Consider the following 21,786-nt stretch of genomic DNA (forward strand, 5'->3'; position numbering starts at 1 on the left):
AAGCGAGAATTTCTGCCTCGTGAGGTCGCTTTCCGGCTGATGTGTCATCAAGCGGTTGCTTTCTCTTGCAAAACAGCGAAATTACGAACTCAAAGCATGTCGCGGAAAAGTGGGAACCGGTTTTCCGATAACGGCATGCGTGAAAATAAAGAGACAGAGCGAGCGCGTTGGGTATGATCAAAAGCGACTCGCTCTAGTTAGAACAATTCCATCGCCGGGCACAAAATGCAGCTTACTCCTCGCCACAATGCAATTCTGGATATCGCTCGCCGACAAGGGCAGGTGCTGGTCGATGATCTGGCAGCCGCGTTCGATGTGACACCACAAACTGTGCGCAAGGATCTCAATGATCTCTGCAAGGCGCGTTTGCTGCGGCGCATTCATGGCGGCGCACTCTACCCATCTGGGGTTGAGAACATGGAATATGAGGCGCGCCGCCGTATCGCAGCGCATGAGAAGGAGCTGATCGGGCGGGCGGCTGCTGAAATGATCCCCGATGGCGCATCGCTGTTTATCAATATTGGCACGACGACCGAGGCTGTCAGTCACGCGCTCATAGACCACAATCACCTGATGGTCATCACCAACAATATCAATGTCGCCAACACGCTGCGTGTCTATCCCGAAATAGAGGTCGTTATTGCTGGCGGTGTCGTTCGTGCCTCCGACGGTGGTATTGTGGGTGAAGCGGCGGTTGATTTCATCCGTCAGTTCAAGGTCGATTATGCGATCATTGGTGCCTCAGCGATGGATGAAGATGGTGCTCTGCTCGATTTCGATTTCCGCGAAGTGAAAGTCGCTCAGGCTATCATCGCCAATGCACGCCACGTGATTCTTGTGACCGACTCAACAAAGCTCGAACGAACAGCGCCAGTACGACTTGGTCATATATCGCAGGTCCATACCTTCATCACTGACCGTTGTCCGTCACAGCAATTGCGCGATTTGTGCCGCGAAAACGAGGTCGAACTCATCGAAACCGCCGAGCAAGCCTCTGCTGAAGAGAAAGAATCGTAGTTTCGTTTCATTTTCGTTTTGCTTTCGTATGAAATGAATTATATTCGCTTTGGTGGTTGGAGAAGGTCTTCAGGGTTCGCCATGGCGCAGAATAAAATATTCGATAAAATATTCGACATTTTCGTAATCGGTGGCGGCATCAACGGATGCGGCATTGCAAGAGACGCCGTGGGGCGTGGCTTCTCTGTTGGTCTTGCCGAGATGAACGATCTGGCAAGTGGCACCTCGTCGCGCGCCACCAAGCTCATTCATGGTGGTTTGCGCTATCTGGAGCATTACGAGTTCCGTCTGGTGCGCGAAGCGCTGATGGAGCGCGAAGTGCTGTGGGCCAATGCGCCGCATCTCATTCATCCGATGCGCTTTGTGCTGCCTTTTCACAAGGGCGGCGTGCGTCCGGCCTGGCTTTTGCGCCTTGGCCTGTTTCTGTACGATCATCTGGGTGGTCGCAAGAAACTGCCTGCGACGCGCACACTCGACATGCGAACCGACCCTTCTAGCGCACCATTGAAGCCACTTTTCACCAAGGCTTTCGAATATTCGGATTGCTGGGTGGATGATGCTCGTTTCACCGCCCTGACTGCGCGTGACGCCGCCGATCGTGGAGCGATGATCCGCACACGGACCAAGGTCGTATCCGCGCGCCGTGACCATGAAGCATGGACTGTGACGCTGGAAAATATCGACACTGGCGGGCGCGAAGAGGTTCGTGCGCGTCTGCTGGTCAATGCCGCTGGCCCATGGGCCGATAAAGTATTGCAGGGCGTTGAGGGCGATCGACAACTGCACAATGTGCGTCTGGTTCAGGGTAGCCATATCGTGGTGCGCAAAAAGTTCTCCGATCCGCGTTCCTATTTCTTCCAGAACAATGACGGACGTATCATCTTTGCCATTCCCTACGAGGACGATTTTACGCTGATCGGCACCACTGATCAGGACTATAAGGGCGACCCGGCCAAAGTTGCGATCAGTGACAGGGAAACCGATTATCTCTGCGCTTGTGCCAGTGAATATTTCAAGGAGCCAGTGCGCCTTGAGGATATTGTCTGGACCTATTCCGGTGTGCGCCCGCTTTATGATGACGGCGCAAGCAAGGCGCAGGAAGCAACCCGCGATTATGTGTTGAAAGAAGATGCCCCTCAGGATGCCGCTCCGCTGATCAACGTGTTCGGTGGCAAGCTGACCACGGCTCGCAGGCTAGCCGAGCATATGCTTGAGAAGATCGAGCATCGTTTAGGCAAAAAAGGTGCATCATGGACCCATGCAGCACCTCTGCCGGGTGGCGATTTTGAGGCAACGTCCTTTGATCGTGAGCTTGAAAAGCTGAAAGCGGCCTATCCGTTTCTTTCGTCCACTCATGCGCGTCGTTTGTTCAGGCTCTATGGAACGCGAGCACACGTACTGCTTGGCAAGGCGAGTTCGCTGGCTGATCTCGGGCGGCATTTTGGTGCCGATCTCTACGAAGCAGAAGTGCGCTATCTCGTTGAGAATGAGTGGGCGCATACAGCACAAGACATTTTATGGCGGCGCACAAAACTTGGCCTGCGAATGAACGCGATAGAGGTTTCTGCTCTTGAGGCTTTCGTTCAACCAGTGAAAGCTGCTTAATCCTTGACTTGCAACGCTTGATATAAAAAGTCATTATCTTCCGGCAGGCGGTTTCCAGCCTTTCTGGGAGGAAAACATGGGTGCACCGCAAGACAGAATTCATGCTGACCGCATCCAGTCCGCTATCGATACGGGTGGTGCGGCCCGCTCGGCTCTCGTCGCGTCATGGCGGCGATCAGCACAGTTGCATGGACTGGACCCGGCGGAGCTTGGTGCCGTCCAGACGCTTTCTGACGGCGAATTTCGCAATGTGCGTGAGCGTATGGAGCGTGTCGTCAATATAGCCCAAGCGAGCATGGATCGCCTTTATATGGCGGTTGGCGGTGTTGGTTGCTGTGTGCTTCTCGCTGACAGTGACGGCGTGCCGGTTGAGCGACGGGGTGCTGCAGGCGATGATGATACATTCTACGAGTGGGGTCTGTGGACCGGTGCCGTGTGGAGTGAAGCTGTCGAAGGCACCAACGGGATTGGAACCTGCATCGCCGAACAACGTGCGCTGACCATCCATCGCGATCAACATTTTCACACTCGAAACATAGGCCTTTCCTGCACGGTTGCGCCGATCCACGACCATCAGGGTCGGCTGATGGCAGCGCTTGATGTCTCATCATGCCGCAGCGATCTGACTGAGGCCTTTGTTCAACTGATTTCCGTCGCGGTTATTGATGCGGCTCGCCGGATAGAGGCTGAAAACTTCCGTCAGGCTTTTCCTCAGGCACGCATAATGCTGGCTCCAAGTGCTGATCGCACCGGCGGTGCGCTGATCGCAGTCGACAAGGATGATCTGGTGATTGGTGCGACAAGGGCTGCAAGGCTTTCTCTCGGTCTTACCGATGAAACCCTTTCGGCAGCACTTCCGGCTGCTGACATTTTGGGTTGGAATGCGGATCCGCGAGAGGATATGGCGGAGTCTGAAAGAAGCGTTATCCTGCGGGCCATTGCGCGTTCAGATGGCAATGTTTCCTCCGCTGCCAAGCTTCTTGGTATCAGCCGTGCCACGCTTCACCGTAAGTTCAATCGCCTGAAAATCATTCGTCCGAACTAGAATCTTCATTCGGTTTTCCAATGTGTCTCATTATTGAGACACATTGATCCTGCATAGTCATCGGTGTGGATGACTCCTCCCAAGAGCCGCGCCATCTTGAATTAAGAAACGCCGTAGGAGCGGCGTTGTCTTTGGGAGGAATGTCATGAACAAGGTAGAATTTCATCGCTCCGTAAAGCCGGAGTTTGCCAAACGCTATGGCAATTTCATTGGCGGCAAATGGGTTGAACCCAAGTCTGGCCGCTATTTCGAAAACACATCCCCAGTCAATGGCCAGGTTCTGTGCGAAGTTGCACGTTCTGATGCGGCCGATGTTGATGCGGCTCTTGATGCGGCACACGCAGCCAAGGATGCATGGGGCAGAACCAGCCCTGCTGAACGTGCCGTTATCCTTAACAAGATCGCAGACCGCATCGAGGCAAATCTGCCGAAACTCGCAGCCGCTGAAACATGGGACAACGGCAAGCCGATCCGCGAAACCACAAATGCGGATCTGCCACTTGCTATTGATCACTTCCGTTATTTTGCCGGTGCAATCCGTGCGCAGGAAGGCGGAATTTCGGAAATCGACCACGACACGGTCGCTTACCATTTCCACGAGCCGCTCGGTGTCGTCGGCCAGATTATTCCGTGGAACTTCCCAATTCTTATGGCTGTTTGGAAGCTGGCGCCAGCACTTGCTGCCGGTAACTGCGTGGTGCTGAAGCCAGCAGAACAGACACCTGCATCCATCCTCGTGCTGATGGAGATCATTGGTGATCTTCTGCCTGCGGGCGTGCTCAACGTAGTCAATGGTTTCGGTCTGGAAGCTGGCAAGCCACTTGCATCGAGCCCGCGCATAGCCAAGATCGCCTTTACCGGTGAAACGACGACCGGTCGTCTCATCATGCAATATGCCAGCCAGAACCTTATCCCGGTTACGCTGGAACTGGGCGGCAAGTCGCCAAACATCTTCTTCTCCGACGTCACTGCGGAAGATGACGATTTCTTCGACAAGGCTATCGAAGGCTTTGTCATGTTCGCGCTTAATCAGGGCGAAGTCTGCACCTGTCCAAGCCGTGCGCTGATTCATGAAAAAATCTATGACAAGTTCATGGAACGCGCTTTGAAGCGTGTCGAGGCAATCGTTCAGGGTGATCCTCTTGATCCGGCAACCATGATCGGTGCGCAGGCATCTAGCGAACAGCTGGAAAAAATCCTGAGCTATATCGATATCGGCAAGCAGGAAGGTGCAGAAGTGTTGACCGGCGGTGGACGCAATGAGCTCGCCGGTGATCTGGCAGGCGGCTATTACGTCAAGCCGACCGTCTTCAAAGGCACCAACAAGATGCGGATTTTCCAGGAGGAAATCTTCGGTCCTGTTGTTTCGGTCACGACCTTTAAGGACGATGCCGAAGCGCTCGCGATTGCCAATGACACACTTTATGGTCTTGGCGCAGGTGTATGGACGCGTGACGGTACGCGCGCTTATCGCTTTGGTCGTGCCATTCAGGCAGGCCGCGTCTGGACGAATTGCTACCACGCCTATCCGGCCCATGCGGCGTTCGGTGGCTATAAGCAGTCGGGTATCGGTCGTGAAAACCACCTCAAGATGCTCGACCATTACCAGCAGACCAAAAACATGCTGGTGAGCTACAGCCCGAAGAAGCTCGGCTTCTTCTAAAAAGTAAAGGCGGTTCGTGGCTTTCACGCCTCGAGCCGCCGCCTATCCTTGCAGTTTCATCGGTACAGTACGGCCTCACTTGCACTATCGATCTGAGGCCGTTCCCCCCTGTTTCCTCCCAGGAAAGTGGCGGGTCGGTGCGGTCTATACCCTTGCCGGCCCGCCTAAAAACAGAAGGAGCTTCCAATGGCAAAGACAATGAAAGCGGCCGTGGTCCGCGAATTCGGTAAACCACTGACAATTGACGAAGTCCCGATTCCCCAGCCGGGAGATGGCCAGATTCAGGTGGCAATTCAGGCGTCTGGCGTCTGTCATACCGATCTTCATGCCGCTGAGGGCGATTGGCCCGTAAAGCCTAACCCTCCATTTATCCCCGGTCACGAAGGCGTTGGTTTTGTCTCGGCTGTCGGTAAAGGCGTCAAGCATGTCAAGGAAGGTGACCGCGTCGGCATTCCTTGGCTCTATACGGCCTGCGGCCATTGCGTGCATTGCCTGGGTGGCTGGGAAACGCTTTGCGAAGAGCAGCAGAATACCGGCTATTCCGTCAATGGCGGCTTCGCTGATTATGTCGTTGCTGATCCCAATTTCGTTGGACACCTGCCCAAGAACATCGAGTTCAACGAGATCGCGCCTATCCTTTGCGCAGGCGTAACAGTCTATAAAGGCCTCAAGGTCACGGACACCAAGCCCGGTGATTGGGTGGTGATTTCCGGCATTGGCGGTCTTGGCCATATGGCAGTGCAATATGCCAAAGCGATGGGGCTGAATGTTGCTGCCGTCGATATCGACGACAAGAAGCTGGATCTCGCCCGCAGGCTTGGTGCGACTGTGACGGTCAATGCCAAGACGCACAATGATCCGGCAGCCTATATCAAGAAAGAAACCGATGGCGGCGCACAGGGCGTGCTTGTCACAGCCGTTTCGCCGAAGGCTTTTGAACAGGCAATCGGCATGGCTGCGCGTGGCGGCACAATTGCGCTCAACGGACTGCCAGCTGGTGAATTCCCACTGTCGATTTTCAACATGGTGTTGAACGGTGTTACCGTGCGCGGCTCTATCGTCGGCACGCGCCTTGATCTGCAGGAATCGCTTGATTTTGCCGCCGATGGCAAGGTTAAGGCGACCATCCGCACCGACAAGATCGACAATATTAATGCGATTTTTGATGAAATGCGCGCGGGCCAGATTGAAGGCCGGGTTGTAATGGACCTGACGCAGTAATCAGGGCATATTTGTAAATAAAGCCGCCGTAGTAATGCGGCGGCTTTCTTCATGGGAGGAGGAAGCATGGCGCAAGTTGCACAAAATCAGCAGGTTACTGCGACCGAGGCGGCGCTCGAGCTGATAAATGAATTGCAGGCAGAATACGGGCCGATCATGTTTCATCAGTCGGGCGGTTGCTGTGATGGCTCCTCGCCGATGTGCTATCCGCAAGGCGATTTACTGTTGTCTGATGCAGATGTGAAGCTTGGCGAGATCGGTGGTGCACCATTTTACATCAGCGGCTCGCAATACGAAGCCTGGAAGCATACCGAACTCATCATTGATGTCGTGCCGGGGCGAGGTGGTATGTTCTCGCTCGACAATGGCCGTGAAAAGCGTTTTCTCACCCGCTCCAAGATATGCACGATTTGAAACATGTCTCCCAAAAGTGGGCAACGGTTTTGGGGATAAAGACATGCGTAAAAACAATAGTTAAAGCGCATAGCGCTTTAGCGCTTTGCGTTGATAGGCAAAGCAGCTACTTAAACTATTGGGAATACCGGGGAGAGAGTACATATCGGCCATGGCCGCATCCAATAAAAGAGCGACAATCCATGATGTGGCGCGTCTCGCTGGCGTGTCTATCAAGACAGTATCAAGGGTTTACAATGATGAACCCAATGTGCGCGACACGATCCGTGAGCGTGTGAGAGAAGCGGGTGCCGAGCTGCGCTATCGCCCGAATGCGGCAGCGCGCAATCTGGTTGAAAGACGCTCGCATCTCATTGGGCTTTTCTTTGAAAATCCAAGCCACAGTTATGTCACAGAATTGCAAAACGGCGCGCTGGATCGTCTGCGTGGCACCCGCTACCGGCTGCTGATATTTCCGGTCGAAAATCGTGCTGATATTCGCGGTTCGTTGATTGAAACGGCGCATGCTTCCGGGCTTGATGGCATAATCGTCACGCCACCCATGTCTGATGATCCAGAGATTTTGCAGGAATTGATTGCTTCCGCCATGCCATTTTCACGGGTGGCGGGTGATTTTAATGTACATCCGACTGACAGCGTGGCAATCGATGACGCCGCCGCCACCTTTGACCTGATGGATTATCTTCTCAAGCAAGGCCATACGAGGATTGCTATCATTATTGGTGATCTGACGCATCGTTCTGCGCAGTTGCGCCTTGAGGGCTATCGCCGGATGCTTGATGAGGCAGGCATCGAGCACAATCCCGATTATGAAGTTGGCGGTGGGTTCAGTTTTGACAGCGGGTTGACGGCTGGCAGAAAACTGATGGAGCTGCAAAAAAGGCCAACGGCTATTTTCGCTTCCAATGATGATATGGCGGCAGCCGTTCTGCAGATTGCCTATGATTATAAGCTGGACGTGCCCGGTGATCTGACCATTGTGGGCTTCGATGACAGCGCTATCGCAAGCATGGTTTCGCCACAGATTACCACCATTCGTCAGCCCATACGCGAGATGACCCGTGATGCCGTGGATATGCTTTTACAGCAGATCGAAAGCGGCGACGCATCGCCATCGCGCCATGTCGAATATAAGCTGATCATCCGTCAGTCTTCCGGCAAAGCGGCGGAGTAAAGCATGTCTCCCAAAAGTGGGAACCGGCTTTTGTGTCGAGACATGCGGAAAAACAAAAGATTAAAGCGGGGCCGGTAATCCCGGCCCCTTTCGTTTTTAAGATGGAAGAACATCTTCCAGTCCCTTGGTCAGTTCCAGAGCTTGTCGTTCAAACATGCGGCGATAAATGCCACCCGGCTTACGGATAAGTGCATCGTGATCGCCTTCTTCGAGGATCTCGCCTTTGTCGAAGACCAGCAACCGATCAAGCGCACGAACCGTCGAAAGCCGGTGTGCAATGACAAGCGTCGTACGACCGATCATCAGCCGCTCCATGGCCTGCTGGATCAGCAACTCCGATTCTGAGTCAAGGCTCGACGTTGCCTCATCCAGAATAAGGATCGGTGCATCTGCCAGAAACGCACGGGCAATTGCCACACGCTGACGTTCGCCACCAGAAAGCTTCACGCCACGCTCGCCAACAAGCGTCGCATAGCCCTTTGGTAGACGCATGATGAAATCATGCGCACTGGCAAGCATTGCTGCGTGCTCGATCTCGGCCTGTGTTGCGCCGGGACGGGCATAAGCAATGTTTTCGGCCAGCGTCCGGTGAAACAGAATTGGCTCCTGTTGCACGATGGCAATCTGTGAACGCAGCGAAGCCTGTGTGACTTCCGCAATGTTCTGACCATCAATCTTAATGGCACCGCCACTGACATCGTAAAGACGCTGGATGAGCTTGACGAATGTCGTCTTGCCCGAACCCGAATGACCGACCAGCCCCACACGCTCACCAGCATCAATCTTGACCGAGAAGTCGCGATAAAGCGCTGCTGCGTGGTTGCCGTAATGGAAGGTGACGTTATCGAATGTGATCTCGCCATTTCCAATCTTGATTGCAGACGCACCCGGCCTGTCGGCAATGCCATAAGGCTCGGCTTCAATCTGAACCAGTTCTTCCATGTCATTGACCGAACGCTGCAGGTTGCGGATATGCATACCAACGTCGCGCAGATAGCCCTGCAACATGAAGAAAGCGGTCAGAACGAAGGTGATGTCACCCGCCGTTGCTTTACCCTGGCTCCACAGGTAAAGCGCAAAGGCAATGACCACACCGCGCATAATCAGCAGATTTGCACCCTGAATGAAGCCGTTCAGTGTGCCAATCAGCCAGGTGCGGCGTGTCCGGCCGCGCCACTTGGTGACAACCTTTGCAAGACGCGCATCTTCACGACTTTCAGCACCGAAAGCCTTAACGACTGCATTGCACGAAATGGCATCGGCCAAAGCGCCGCCCATGCGTGTGTCCCAGCTGTTAGCGAGCGTTGCTGCAGGTGCAACAAAGCCCAGCGAAATCACGATCGTGCACACGATGAAAAGCACCGAGCCGATAGCAACCAGCAAGCCCATCATCGGCCAGTACCACGAAAGCAAAGCAACCGAACCGAGCAACATCAGTATTGACGGCAGCAGTGCGACGATCAGCGTGTCGTTGAGCAGGTCAAGCGCCCACATGGCGCGCGAAACCTTGCGCACCGTTGATCCCGCAAAAGCATTGGCGTGCCAATCGGTTGAAAACCGTTGCAGCCTGCGGAACGAGCTTGCTGCCATGTCACTCATGATCTTCAGTGTGAAGTCTGTGATGACATAGAAGGTCAGCTGGCGTGTTATGAGCGCTACTGCGCCCAGCACAAGCAGGACGATCAGGGCCTCGATTGCGGCGTTCCATGCATTGTCGCCGCTAAGCGAAAGCGCATCGACCAGTCGCCCTGAATAGAGCGGAGTCAAAACATCTGCGGCTGTTGCAAGCAGCATGCCGATAATCATCAGCGACAGCCGCACGGGCTGACTTCGCCAGTGGCTGAAAGTGTAGCCAAGGACATTGCGGAACGCAGGTCCCCGGAAATCTATACGAAACCGAGTCATATGAATAATACCAGCCCGCAAAACGGCGGATTCTGGTTCCTTTAAAAGCATTTCCAGCAAAAGTGCGAAGCGGTTTTGCGTCGGACAAAGCGTGAAACGAAGATAAAACAAGCAGCCGGAAGGGCTGCGGCAAATTGGGAAGTTTTTAGGAATGTGCCCTTTTAGGGAGGGCGGTCAGGCCTTAGCCTGCAGCACGGGCCAAAGACTTAAAGCTTGGAAGCGCCCGCGTTAACACCGGGCACCGACGGAAATGGATAGACACGCATCTCATACCTCTTGCCAGTGTTTCAGATGTCTGCACAATAAATGAGCAAATGTTTTTGCCAAGTGGCAAAATGCGGAATTTTGCTTTCAACCTATTGAGTGTGGCAAAAATGTCAGACCAGAATGTCTCCCAAAAGTTGGAACGGTTTTGAGGCTAAGACATGCGTAGAGCAAAGACTTACAGCGGTTCCAGTTAATATTGAATCATTGAAGCTGCTGTAACTATTTGTTTTTACGCATTTCCAAACGCAAAAGCGGGAACCGCTTTTGCGTTTGGAAATGCTTTAAAGCACATCGCGCTTTATACCTTTCGTGGCCAAGCCGCGAGCTTGCGCGAGAAATGCGAAATGGTTGCATGCAGCAGCATTGTGAAGGCTGCCAGCACAAACAGGCTGGCGAACATGAGATCGACCTTGGCGCGCCCATTGGCAAGTAACATAAGATAGCCAAGACCTTTCGATGCGCCGACCCATTCGCCCACAACGGCACCGATTGGCGCGTAGACTGCCGCCAAGCTCAAGCCTGAAGCAAGCGAAGGGAAGGCCGCGGGTATGCGAACGCGAAACAGAATATGCATCCGTTTGGCGCCGAGATTTTCCGCCGCGTTGATAAGGGTTTGATCGGTGCGCTGCATTCCATCCAAAAAGGTGGAAACGACCGGGAAAAAGATCATTAGAATGGTGACGGCAATTTTGGATGCCGGGCCGTATCCGAGCCAGAGGGTGAGGATCGGGGCAAGTGCAAATACAGGGATGGCCTGACTGAACACCATCACGGGCATGACAAGCCGTTGAGCAAGCGGCGACATCATCAGGCCAATTGCGGTCAGCACACCAATGGCACAGCCAAGAAAAAGCCCACCCAGTACTTCGCCAAATGTCACGATGGCATTATCCGCGATCAGCTGCGCATTGGTGAGGAGGGAGAGAACCACATCAAGTGGACCGGGCAAAATGAAGCGTGGCATTTGCCAGATGCTCACCACTGCCTGCCACAATCCGAGCACTGCAAACGCCGACAGAAACCCGTCGGCGATGCGTTTTTTACGGGAGCGAGAAACCACGCTCGTCACTTTGCTTTTAGCCCCATGCTCCAGAAATTCGCTTCAAGCCTGCTGGCGATTGCAAAAATCTGGCAGAGCTTTGGCCAGCGCGGACTGTTCTCGAAATCAGTGCCAATGCGATCTTTGGCGGCCTGATCAAAAAGCTTGCCGACCGTATGGCACATGTCCTGATAATCAGCCCCGGCATAGGTGTCGATCCACTCCTGATAAGGTGTGCCAGCCTTTGCCGTTGCGGCAAGGTTGATCCCGATTTCACCATAACCATGTGCGCAAGGCACAAGGGCGGTCAGCAGATCAAGGAAGTCGCCCGCCTGTCCGCAATCCAGCACATAGCGCGTATAGGCCAAATTTTCCGGCTCTTCGCGGGTGTTGTAAAGATCGTCTTCGCTGATGCCTTCGCGCGCGCAGATGCCGACATGCAGCGGCAGTTCCGTAACCGCCAGCCCATGCATGATTTCCGCGCAAAGCCGCGTTTCCTGCAAGCTGCCTGCCTTCACGACACCAAGCGCAAAGGCACGGGCATAATGATGCAGATAGACATAATCCTGTCTGAGATAGTGCAGGAAAGCTGACTTGGGCAACGTACCATCGCCAAGCCCACGTACAAATTCATGATCGATATAAGGCTTCCAGTCCTCAAGGGTTGCTGCCCGCAGACGGGTGAATAATTCTGACGAATAATGCGGCTGTGGCACGCTCATCATTTGCTCCCTTCAGCATTGATGTCGATGGCAAATTTCTCGACAGGCAGGATCGAAGGCACGAGGCCGTTTTCTTTGAGGTAGGTTTCGTAGCGGCTCCAGCGTCCATAATCGAGGCTGGCAGGGGAGCGTGAGAAACGGGCGACGGTATCTTTCCAGGCGCGCTGGTTCAGCTCGTCTTTGAGTTCAGAACTGTAGGACGCAAACACCTCATAGCTCTGCTCCGGGTGATTGACGATGTATTGCGCTGCCTTTTCCGTGGCAGAGAGAAAGCGCGAAATCTTGTCTTTTTCGGCGGCATCAAGCTTGTTGGAGTTGGCGACATAAACCAGCTCGTCATAGACTGGCACACCTTCTTCCTCGACGAAGAAACACTTGCCCGCAACACCTTCAACCGCCATCTGGTTGAGTTCGACATTGCGATAAGCGCCCATCACCGCATCAACCTGCTTCGACATGAGCGATGGTGCGAGCGAGAAGTTCACATTGATGAGTTCAACATCTGAAAGCTGAATGTCGTGTTTTTTGAGAATTGTGCCGAGCACTGTCTCTTCAACACCCGCAACCGAGAAACCTATCTTCTTGCCCTTGAGATCGGCGATTGAATTGACCGAACCATCATCGCGCACCATCAGGCAGTTGAGCGGGGAATCCACCAACGTGCCGACACGGATCAGCGGAATATCGGCATGCACATCGAGATGCACCTGCTGCTGATAGGAAATTGCGAGATCAGCCTGCCCGGCCGCAACCATTTTGGGTGGCACGGAAGCGTCCGCTGGTGCCACGATGTCTACATCAAGTCCTGCATCCTTGAAGTAACCGAGCTTGTCAGCCACGATGATAGGCCCATGGTCAGGGTTCACATACCAGTCCAGAATGAGCTTGAATTTATCGTTGGCGTGTGCCGGCTGAGGTGACATCAGGGCAAGCGAAGCCGTGGCGCTGAAAAGCGCAGCAAAAATCAGCTTTTTCAATGTTTCCTCCAGAAACTAAATTACGTAAGCACGGGTAATTTCGATCCATTGCCGCACGCGGGCTTCCGGATCGGGATTGAAGGTGATGTCGGTGACGACTGAAACAATGTCGGCGCCCGCCTTAAAGACGCCAGGCGCGCGGTCGACATTCATGCCGCCGATGCCAACGAGTGGAATGTTACCGAGGGCTGTCTTCCATTCCCGCACGCGGTCCAGTCCCTGTTCGTGCCATTTCATCTTTTTGAGAATGGTCGGATAGACAGGACCGAGCGCGATATAGGCAGGCTCAAGCGCCATTGCGCGATCGAGTTCTGCTTCATCATGGCTGGAAATACCGAGCTTTACGCCGCCCGCACGGATTGCATCGAGATCGGCGTCATCGAGATCTTCCTGACCAAGATGTATGAAATCGCAGCCTTCCTCTATCGCCAGCTTCCAGTAGTCGTTGACGATGAGCTGGCAGTCATGTGCTTTGCAAATGTCACGTGCTGCACGGATTTCTGTGCGCAGTTCTGCATCATCCTTATCCTTGATACGCAACTGCACCAGCTTGATGCCAAGTGGCACCATGCGTTTGATCCAGTCTGCACTGTCAAAGATCGGGTAGAACGGATCGAGGGCCATTACAAAAATGCCTTTCCGATAAGGGGAGTGGAGGGGGCGGCCATATCGCGCGCGTCGATCGGATCGGCTTCATAGGCGAGGCGCCCGGCTTCAACGGCAAGTGCGAAAGCGCAGGCCATTGCGGTGGGGTCACCAGCCTTGGCGACGGCGGTGTTGATCAGCACCGCGTCATAACCAAGCTCCATTGCGTGCGCTGCATGTGAAGGCACGCCGATGCCTGCATCCACCACCAGCGGAACGTCGGGAAAATGCGCGCGCATGGTTCTGAGCGCATAAGGATTGTTCAACCCGCGCCCCGAACCGATGGGTGCGCCCCATGGCATGAGCACTTTGCAACCAGCTTCGAGCAGCTTTTCGGCCACCACCAGATCGTCATTCATGTAGGGAAAAACATCAAAGCCGTCATCGCAAAGGATGCGTGCTGCTTCCACCAGCCCGAAAGGGTCAGGCTGCAGCGTGTCATGATCGCCGATGACTTCGAGTTTGATCCAATTGGTGCCGAAGACTTCACGTGCCATCCTGGCCGTAGTGACCGCTTCGCGTGGCGTGTGACAGCCAGCGGTGTTGGGCAGGACAGACACGTCCATCTGCTTGATAAGTTTCCAGAAATCCTGACCTGCACGCATGTCACCGCTTTCGCGCCTGAGCGAAACAGTCACGATTTCCGTCTTTGATGAACGGACGCTGTCCGCTAGAATGGCCGGTGAAGGGTAAAGTGCTGTGCCAAGCAACAGACGGCTTTCAAACGTTTTTCCATAAAACTCCAGCAACTTAACCTCCTTGCATCGGAGCGAGAACTTCGATGCGGTCGCCAGTAGAAATTGTAGTCGTTTCGCGCTCGTCACCCGCGATGAACTCACCATTGAGTGCCGTTGCCACCACAGCCTCGTCGAGTTCGATTTCTGTCAGCAAAGCTGCAAGAGTGGCCGCAGTCGTCTCTACGACCTCGCCATTGAGAACGATGGTCATGAAAGTTCCTCCAAAAGTTCAGGTCTTTCTTCCGGCTGCGTTGCTGCTGCAACGGCCATACGTGCGACCGCCGGTGACAGCAGAAAGCCGTGCCGGTACAACCCGTTGACATAAATGGTTTTGCCGCGCCTGCTTACACGCGGCAGGTTATCGGGGAAGGCCGGGCGGGCATCGACGCCGGTTTCGAGAATTTCCGCCTCGCCGAACGCAGGGTGCAAAGCATAAGCCGCGCTCAACATTTCCAGCGTCGAGCGCACGCTGATCCCACTGCGCTCATCGCTTTCGATCATGGTCGCGCCGATCATATGAACACCATCGCCGCGCGGTACGATGTAAAGCGGGATGCGTGGATGCAGGAGGCGCACAGGACGGGTGAGGTTGATGTCGCGTGAGCGGACCACCAGCATTTCGCCCTTCACACCACGAAGTTCGGTCAGCACGTCGCGGGCGGCAAGGCCACGCGCATCGACTATGATATCCGCGTCGAGAGATGTCTCTTGTGCATCCGTTCCAAGATGAAAGACCACGCCTTTTTTCTGCAGCCGGTCTGCCAGTTCGATCAGCGTCTTGCGTGGGTCAAGGTGTCCTTCCTGCGCGAAGAACAATCCCTGTCGGAAACGGCCTGCAAGATCGGGTTCCAGAGCATCGATGCGTGCTTGATCAATAATATCGAAAGCATCCGTTCGACGGGCAAAGCGGCGCAATTCTGTGGTATCCCGCAGATGCGAAAGCACGAGTGTTCCCTCGCGTTTGACGCCAGATACCTGGCGTTCCCACCAGCCAATGGCCTCCTGTCCGAGACGAACGACCGGCTCTTCAGCGCTTTCGCCTTCGCACCATGGTGCAAGCATTCCGCCAGCAAGCCACGAGCAACAATCACTGCCGATTTTCGGACTGCGTGCAATGATGGTAACTGCATGGCCTTGATCGGTAAATTCGGCGGCAGTGGCAAGGCCCGCCACGCCTGCGCCGATGATCGTAACCCGCATCATACCTGCTCCCTGATATCTGTATTCCAGAGGGCATGAAAGTGATGCACAGGGCCATGTCCGTGACCAACCTTAAGCTTGTCTGCGTTCCGGATCGCGGCTTGCAGATAGGTGTGCGCCTCTCGAAGAGCGTGTTCAAGCGAGAGGTCTTTGCCAAGTCCTGCTGCAATCGCGGAGGACAACGTGCAGCCCGTTCCATGCGTGTTGGCGGTGTAAATGCGGGGTGCTTCAAGCCGAATTGTTGGCTGGTCACTGCGGATCAAAAGATCGGTGCAAATTGCCCCTTCCGCATGTCCGCCTTTCATCAAGACAGCCTTTGCACCAAGCTTGAGCAAGGCGCGACCTTGTTCCTCTGCCTCGTCGTCAGTCACTGCCGTTGGTGCGTCGAGAAGGCAGGCAGCTTCGGGCCTGTTGGGGGTCAAAAGGGCGGCAAGGGGGATCAGCTTTTCGCGCAGGATCGAAATAGCGTCTTCACTCAATAAACGATCACCTGATTTGGCGATCATCACCGGATCGAGCACGATAGGGCCGGAAAAATGCTCAAGGCCAAACGCGATTGCCTGAATAGTCTTAGGCACCGACACCATGCCGATTTTGACTGCGGCGACATTGAGATCGCTGAAAACCGCCTCGATCTGGCCAGCGACAATTTCCGGCGGCACATCATGCACCGCGGTTACGGCGCGGGTATTCTGCACTGTGATGGCGGCAATGACGCTTGCACCATAGACACCAAGTGCCGAGAAGGTTTTGAGATCAGCCTGAATGCCCGCGCCCCCACTGCTGTCAGAGCCAGCAATAGTTACGCATATGGGCACGGGCGCCGCAATGCAGCTTGATGTGGTTCGGGAGAAACTGTTTTTTTGGTCCATCATGTCGTCTCTCATTCCGAACGGAAAAATGAGACGTCATGAACCTGTTGGGAGCCTGAACTCCGATGAGGGAACTCCCTCGGCCGCGACGCGTCAAACTCCGTTCCCTACGCAGGTATTACCCGGATCAGGTTCAATGGGTTAACGCGATCAGCGTCTCTCAGCCTTTTGTGTCGCAATATCGGGCAGAAAAGCGCTAAGCACTTTTCTTGATATTGCTTGGAAGGCACCCCAACGAATTTTGTGCTTTAAGGCATAGGCCGGAACAGCAGGCCGGTCAAGAGACAGAGCAAAGCTCTCTGAATATCAAAATCAAAGGTGCTAATTTAGCGATTCCGATAATTTATATATAATTTGTTAAAATTATACGCAGTAAGCTATCCACGGGATTGTTTCGTCCTGCTACAGACAGTTTGGTCTGATTCTCCAGACACGAGAACAGAGAACATCCAGTCAGGATATGTCTGATGAGGGGACAATGATGAGGAAGCGGGAAGCCGGTCAGGCTCGCTCGGATGGTGCCATGGTGCGTACCTCCGAAGAAGATTTCCGCATTCTTTTTACAACCCATCCGACACCAATGTGGGTCTATGATCCTGACACGCTGCACTTCATTGTCATGAATGAAGCAGCCCATGGGCTCTATGGTTATTCCGTTGACGAAATACCCGGCATGACAGTGCTGGACATCCGCCCACAGACCGAACGCGACAGAATGTTTGCTGCCGTGCGCGACCGGAGCGATCTGGAACGTCCTGAGCGCTGGCAGCACCTGAACGCCAACGGTCAGACCATCGATGTTCTGACTTATGGGCGTCAGGTTATCTTTGACGGTAAGCAAGCCATTCTTGCAATTGTGCAGGATATTACCGAGCTGGAAGAGGCCAACCGGCAGGCAAATCATGCCCAGTCGCTTCTCGACAGTCTCGTCAATAACTTGCCGCTTGGCGTGTTCGTTAAGGACATGAAGGATCGGGGGCGTTACCTCCTCTACAATCAGGCAGCGTCCAGCATCAGCGGGCACGATATTGATCGGGTTATTGGTTCGATTGATGCAGAAATCTTTCCTGCGGAGGAAGCAAAGCTTCTGACCCAGCAGGACCGTCTGGCTATGCGCCGCGGCAGTGTTTTGACAGTCGAACGTGATATCCGTTGCGCCGATGGCAAGCCGCGCCGCATGCGTATTATCAAGCGCTCGATCCCTCCTATTGAGGGTGATCAGCCGCGTTATCTCATTGGTATGATAGAAGATACGACGGAGCGGCGACAGATTGAGGAACGTATGGCTCATGTCGCCATGCATGACAGTCTGACGGATTTACCAAACCGTGCCTATTTCTCGCAGCACATTACCGGGGTGTTGAAACAGAGAGAGTGCGCGCCTGCATTCGCGCTGTTTTATCTCGACATTGATCATTTCAAGAACATCAATGACAGCAGAGGTCATCAGATTGGTGATCTGCTTCTCCAGCAAGTCGCAGTTCGTCTTAAAAACATCATCAGTGATCAGTTCATCGCGCGGCTTGGTGGCGATGAATTCGCCATCATTTATCACTGCAATACGGTTGAACAGATCGCCATGTTCGCAGATCGCCTCCTTTCGGCATTCCAGGAGCCGTTCGATCTTGGTGACATCTCTGAATTTGTGACCTGTAGCATCGGCATTGCACAGGCTCCTATGCACGGTGACGATCCTGATGTGCTGATGCGAAATGTCGACCTTGCGCTTTATGCGGCCAAGGCAGATGGAAGGCGGACTTTCTGCTTTTATCAGCATTCCCTGCGCCTTGCCGTTGAGAAACGCCATGCGATGACGACCGACCTGCGTCTGGCTTTGGCTGCACAGCAGTTTGAGTTGCATTATCAGCCGATCTTCAATTTGGAATCCGGGCGCATATCCGGCTTTGAAGCCTTGCTGCGTTGGTATCATCCCGTATTGGGGCTGGTGTCTCCGGTCGAATTTATTCCGATTGCCGAAGAAGCAGGACTGATCGGGCCGATTGGTGATTGGGTTCTTTGTGAGGCATGTCGGGAGGCAGCTTCATGGCCCGAGGACATCAAGGTCTCGGTCAATCTTTCTCCAGTCCAGTTCAATCAGTGCACGTTGCTTGATTCTGTGAAGGATGCATTACATGCAGCCCGGCTTTCGCCGGATCGTCTTGAGTTGGAAATTACGGAATCCGTCTTTCTGCAAAACAGCAAGCACAATACGGAGTTGCTGTTCGAGTTGCGCCGATTGGGCGTCCGCATTGCCATGGATGATTTTGGCACCGGTTATTCATCGCTGAGTTATCTGCGCTCTTTTCCTTTCGACAAGATCAAGGTCGACCGAAGCTTCGTTTCCGGTATTGAAATAGACACCCGCGATCTGGCGATTATTCAGGCTGTTGCGACGCTTGGAGCAGGATTCAAGATTGTTACGACCGCCGAAGGTGTGGAGACAACGCAACAGCTCGAATGTCTGCGTAAACAGAATTTCGGTGAGGTGCAGGGCTTCCTCATGGGGCGCCCGATGCCTGCAGCTGACGTGCCGGAATTCATTCAGACCCGCTGCGGATCGATCCTCGCGACGATGCAACCGCAGAACGAAATGGCAGTCTGAAAATCATTCCATATTAAGGCTTGACCTTCCAACGGTGGGAAGGGTTAATTATTGTGCAACTCGTAATATCGCTCCTCAAAACAGGGGCTGAAAGGGATTGCCATGAACAAGCCAGTCAAACCGGAAGCCACAAGTTTTGCCATTCCCGTTGAGGGCATGAGTTGCGCTTCCTGTGTTTCGTCCATTGAAAAAGCCGTGGCGAAGGTGCCGGGCGTTGACAAGGTGCTGGTCAATCTTGCAACTGAACGCGCTGACGTGACCTTTAAAGCAGCTCCCGATATGCCTGCGGTCATCGATGCCATTCGCAAGGCTGGCTATGACGTGCCATCCGGTAGCACTGATCTCGCTATTGAAGGCATGACCTGCGCGTCCTGCGTCAGCAAGGTCGAAAAGGCATTGAACGCCGTTCCGGGCGTAACGCGCGCCAGTGTCAATCTTGCGACAGAGCGTGCACATGTAGAGCTTGCGGGTCAGGTGCCGCTCAGTGACCTTATCAAGGCAGTCGAGACTGCAGGTTACGAAGCCCGTTCGCTTGATGAAGCGCGCAGCGACGCGACGCAGGAAACGCAGTCTGACAAGCGCGATGCAGAAGCTGCAGAACTGAAGAAGAGCGTTATCCTTGCCGCAGTTCTGACGCTGCCGGTTTTCATTCTTGAAATGGGATCGCATATCATTCCGGCTGTGCACATGTTCGTCATGGACACGATCGGAATGCAGAACAGCTGGTATTTCCAGTTCGTGCTCACCACAATGGTACTGTTCGGCCCCGGTATGCGCTTTTTCAAGAAAGGCATTCCGGCATTGCTGCGCGGCACACCAGACATGAATTCTCTGGTGGTCGTCGGAACGACAGCCGCATGGGGCTTCTCCGTCGTTGCAACCTTCTGGTCTGATATTCTGCCCGAAGGCACAGTGAATGTTTACTTCGAAGCAGCGGCAGTCATTGTCACGCTGATCCTGATTGGTCGTTATCTGGAGGCACGTGCCAAAGGCCGCACCTCGGCCGCAATCAGCCGTCTGGTGGGTTTGCAGGCAAAATCTGCACGTGTGGTCCGTGATGGCGAAACGGTCGATGTGCCGCTCGACGATGTGCGCGTCGGCGATATCGTGCAGGTGCGTCCGGGCGAAAAGGTGCCTGTGGATGGTGAGGTGATTGAGGGTTCATCTTATGTGGATGAATCGATGATTACCGGTGAGCCGGTACCGGTTGCCAAGGAAGAGAGCGCAGAAGTCGTCGGCGGCACGATCAACAAGACCGGCGCCTTCAGCTTCCGCGCGACCAAGGTTGGCCGTGATATGGTGATCTCGCAGATCGTTCGTATGGTCGAAGATGCACAGGCCGACAAGCTGCCTATTCAGGCGAAAGTTGATAAAGTCACCGGCTGGTTTGTGCCTGCAGTGCTGGTCGCAGCGGCACTGACATTCGTGGTCTGGCTGGTCATCGGCGGCACAGGCATGATGGGCTTTGCGCTGGTCAATGCCATTGCTGTGGTTATCATTGCATGCCCATGTGCCATGGGCCTTGCAACGCCGACCTCGATCATGGTCGGAACGGGTCGTGCAGCCGAGTTTGGTGTGTTGTTCCGTCGTGGCGATGCATTGCAAACCCTGCGTGATGCATCGGTGATCGCTGTCGACAAGACCGGGACACTCACACAAGGCAAGCCTGCACTTGCACATTTTGCTGTTGTCGATGGTGTCAACAAAGATGAAGCTCTGGCGCTGGTCGCCGCTGTAGAAGCACGTTCTGAGCATCCGATTGCCGATGCCATTGTTACCGCAGCAAAGGAAAAAGGTCTGAAGCTTGCGGATGTCTCAGCCTTTGAATCTGTCCCCGGCTTTGGCCTTAAAGCCAGCGTTGCCGGTCATGAGGTTGCCATCGGTGCTGACCGTTATATGGCAAAGCTTGGCTATGACGTGGCGGTTTTTGCCGATGATGCAAGTCGCCTTGGCGATGAAGGTCAGACACCGCTTTATGCAGCAATTGATGGCAAGCTTGCAGCAATTATCACGGTTGCCGATCCGATGAAAGAAACCACGCCTGCAGCTATTGCAGCCATGCATGAGCAGGGTTTGAAAGTGGCAATGATTACGGGCGACAACCGTCGCACGGCGCAAGCCATTGCCAAGCGTCTGGGCATTGATGAAGTGGTGGCCGAAGTGTTGCCTGACGGCAAGGTCGAAGCACTGAAGCGTCTCTCAGCTGGTGGCAAGCGCATTGCCTTTGTTGGCGACGGCATCAATGATGCGCCAGCACTTGCCGCAGCCGATGTCGGAATTGCCATCGGTACCGGCACGGATATTGCGATTGAAAGTGCCGATGTGGTGCTGATGTCGGGTGATCTGCGCGGCGTGGTGAATGCAATTGCGATCTCGAAGGCAACGATCCGCAATATCAGCGAAAACCTGTTCTGGGCCTTTGCCTATAATGTGGCGCTGATCCCGGTTGCAGCGGGTATCCTTTATCCGTTCACCGGCACGTTGCTGTCGCCTGTTCTGGCTGCTGGTGCCATGGCGCTTTCAAGTATCTTTGTCCTGAGCAATGCGCTGCGGCTGAGGGGCTTTAAAAGCCCAATGGCGAGTTAATAAAAACAATCATTGAATACTTGTATCGGCGGCCACATTGGTTGCCGATACATCAATAAGAACTTTTCGATACACTCCCTCTGGATTTTTTATTT

18 protein-coding genes and 1 riboswitch are annotated in these 21,786 nt (G+C 54.2%); of the genes, 9 read left to right on the forward strand and 9 right to left on the reverse strand.

Annotated features, from left to right (window positions below; translation table 11 throughout):
- Positions 1-225 precede the first annotated feature (225 nt).
- The 7 genes from CES85_RS10490 (at position 226) to CES85_RS10520 (ending at position 8,139) form a co-directional block, all read left to right on the forward strand.
- Positions 226-1,017 carry a DeoR/GlpR family DNA-binding transcription regulator gene (locus CES85_RS10490; protein ID WP_095445944.1) on the forward strand — a complete coding sequence of 264 codons (792 nt, stop codon included), beginning with the start codon at positions 226-228 and terminating at the stop codon, positions 1,015-1,017.
- 81 nt (positions 1,018-1,098) lie between these two features.
- Positions 1,099-2,622 carry a glycerol-3-phosphate dehydrogenase gene (gene glpD, locus CES85_RS10495; protein ID WP_095445945.1) on the forward strand — a complete coding sequence of 508 codons (1,524 nt, stop codon included), beginning with the start codon at positions 1,099-1,101 and terminating at the stop codon, positions 2,620-2,622.
- Between the two features lie 76 nt (positions 2,623-2,698).
- Positions 2,699-3,667 carry a GAF domain-containing protein gene (locus CES85_RS10500; RefSeq protein WP_095445946.1) on the forward strand — a complete coding sequence of 323 codons (969 nt, stop codon included), beginning with the start codon at positions 2,699-2,701 and terminating at the stop codon, positions 3,665-3,667.
- Between the two features lie 145 nt (positions 3,668-3,812).
- A complete protein-coding gene (adh, locus tag CES85_RS10505) occupies positions 3,813-5,330 on the forward strand; it encodes an aldehyde dehydrogenase (RefSeq protein WP_095445947.1) in 1,518 nt (505 codons plus the stop codon).
- A gap of 186 nt (positions 5,331-5,516) precedes the next feature.
- Positions 5,517-6,551, forward strand: a complete 1,035-nt coding sequence (gene adhP, locus CES85_RS10510; protein WP_095445948.1) for an alcohol dehydrogenase AdhP — start codon at positions 5,517-5,519, stop codon at positions 6,549-6,551.
- 66 nt (positions 6,552-6,617) lie between these two features.
- Positions 6,618-6,965, forward strand: a complete 348-nt coding sequence (locus CES85_RS10515; RefSeq protein WP_095445949.1) for a DUF779 domain-containing protein — start codon at positions 6,618-6,620, stop codon at positions 6,963-6,965.
- Positions 6,966-7,116: 151 nt separating this feature from the next.
- Complete coding sequence (locus CES85_RS10520) at positions 7,117-8,139, forward strand: LacI family DNA-binding transcriptional regulator (RefSeq protein WP_095445950.1); 1,023 nt, start codon at positions 7,117-7,119, stop codon at positions 8,137-8,139.
- Positions 8,140-8,235: 96 nt separating this feature from the next.
- Here the strand turns inward: CES85_RS10520 and CES85_RS10525 are convergent, their stop codons facing one another.
- The 9 genes from CES85_RS10525 to thiD all read right to left on the reverse strand — a co-directional run bounded on the left by CES85_RS10525 (position 8,236) and on the right by thiD (position 16,503).
- Complete coding sequence (locus tag CES85_RS10525) at positions 8,236-10,044, reverse strand: ABC transporter ATP-binding protein (protein ID WP_208636302.1); 1,809 nt, start codon at positions 10,042-10,044, stop codon at positions 8,236-8,238.
- A gap of 565 nt (positions 10,045-10,609) precedes the next feature.
- Positions 10,610-11,380 carry an ABC transporter permease gene (locus tag CES85_RS10530; RefSeq protein ID WP_095445952.1) on the reverse strand — a complete coding sequence of 257 codons (771 nt, stop codon included), beginning with the start codon at positions 11,378-11,380 and terminating at the stop codon, positions 10,610-10,612.
- Positions 11,377-12,072 (reverse strand): thiaminase II, encoded by a 696-nt coding sequence (tenA, locus tag CES85_RS10535; protein ID WP_095445953.1) that lies wholly within the window; start codon positions 12,070-12,072, stop codon positions 11,377-11,379. The genes CES85_RS10530 and tenA overlap by 4 nt, the downstream gene beginning before the upstream one ends.
- Positions 12,072-13,049 carry an ABC transporter substrate-binding protein gene (locus tag CES85_RS10540; RefSeq protein WP_095445954.1) on the reverse strand — a complete coding sequence of 326 codons (978 nt, stop codon included), beginning with the start codon at positions 13,047-13,049 and terminating at the stop codon, positions 12,072-12,074. The genes tenA and CES85_RS10540 overlap by 1 nt, the downstream gene beginning before the upstream one ends.
- Before the next feature lie 15 nt (positions 13,050-13,064).
- A complete protein-coding gene (locus CES85_RS10545) occupies positions 13,065-13,673 on the reverse strand; it encodes a thiamine phosphate synthase (protein WP_095445955.1) in 609 nt (202 codons plus the stop codon).
- Entirely contained in the window at positions 13,673-14,443 is a 771-nt protein-coding gene (locus CES85_RS10550) for a thiazole synthase (RefSeq protein ID WP_095445956.1), read from the reverse strand. The genes CES85_RS10545 and CES85_RS10550 overlap by 1 nt, the downstream gene beginning before the upstream one ends.
- A gap of 1 nt (position 14,444) precedes the next feature.
- Positions 14,445-14,642 carry a sulfur carrier protein ThiS gene (thiS, locus tag CES85_RS10555; RefSeq protein ID WP_095445957.1) on the reverse strand — a complete coding sequence of 66 codons (198 nt, stop codon included), beginning with the start codon at positions 14,640-14,642 and terminating at the stop codon, positions 14,445-14,447.
- Positions 14,639-15,631, reverse strand: coding sequence for a glycine oxidase ThiO (gene thiO / locus CES85_RS10560; RefSeq protein ID WP_095447834.1), 993 nt, complete (start codon positions 15,629-15,631; stop codon positions 14,639-14,641). Before thiO ends, thiS begins: the two co-directional genes overlap by 4 nt.
- A complete protein-coding gene (thiD, locus tag CES85_RS10565; protein ID WP_095447835.1) occupies positions 15,631-16,503 on the reverse strand; it encodes a bifunctional hydroxymethylpyrimidine kinase/phosphomethylpyrimidine kinase in 873 nt (290 codons plus the stop codon). The genes thiO and thiD overlap by 1 nt, the downstream gene beginning before the upstream one ends.
- 87 nt (positions 16,504-16,590) lie before the next feature.
- A riboswitch (TPP riboswitch) is annotated at positions 16,591-16,747 on the reverse strand.
- 237 nt (positions 16,748-16,984) lie between these two features.
- Here thiD and CES85_RS10570 point away from each other — a divergent pair.
- Both CES85_RS10570 and CES85_RS10575 read left to right on the forward strand, forming a co-directional pair.
- On the forward strand, positions 16,985-19,105 hold the full coding sequence (locus CES85_RS10570) for a putative bifunctional diguanylate cyclase/phosphodiesterase (RefSeq protein ID WP_095447836.1): 2,121 nt from the start codon (positions 16,985-16,987) through the stop codon (positions 19,103-19,105).
- 102 nt (positions 19,106-19,207) lie between these two features.
- Positions 19,208-21,691: a heavy metal translocating P-type ATPase gene (locus CES85_RS10575; protein ID WP_095445958.1), complete on the forward strand. Its 2,484-nt coding sequence runs from the start codon at positions 19,208-19,210 to the stop codon at positions 21,689-21,691.
- Positions 21,692-21,786 lie beyond the last annotated feature (95 nt).

This window comes from Ochrobactrum quorumnocens, assembly GCF_002278035.1.
GTDB classification, from domain to species: Bacteria; Pseudomonadota; Alphaproteobacteria; order Rhizobiales; family Rhizobiaceae; genus Brucella; species Brucella quorumnocens.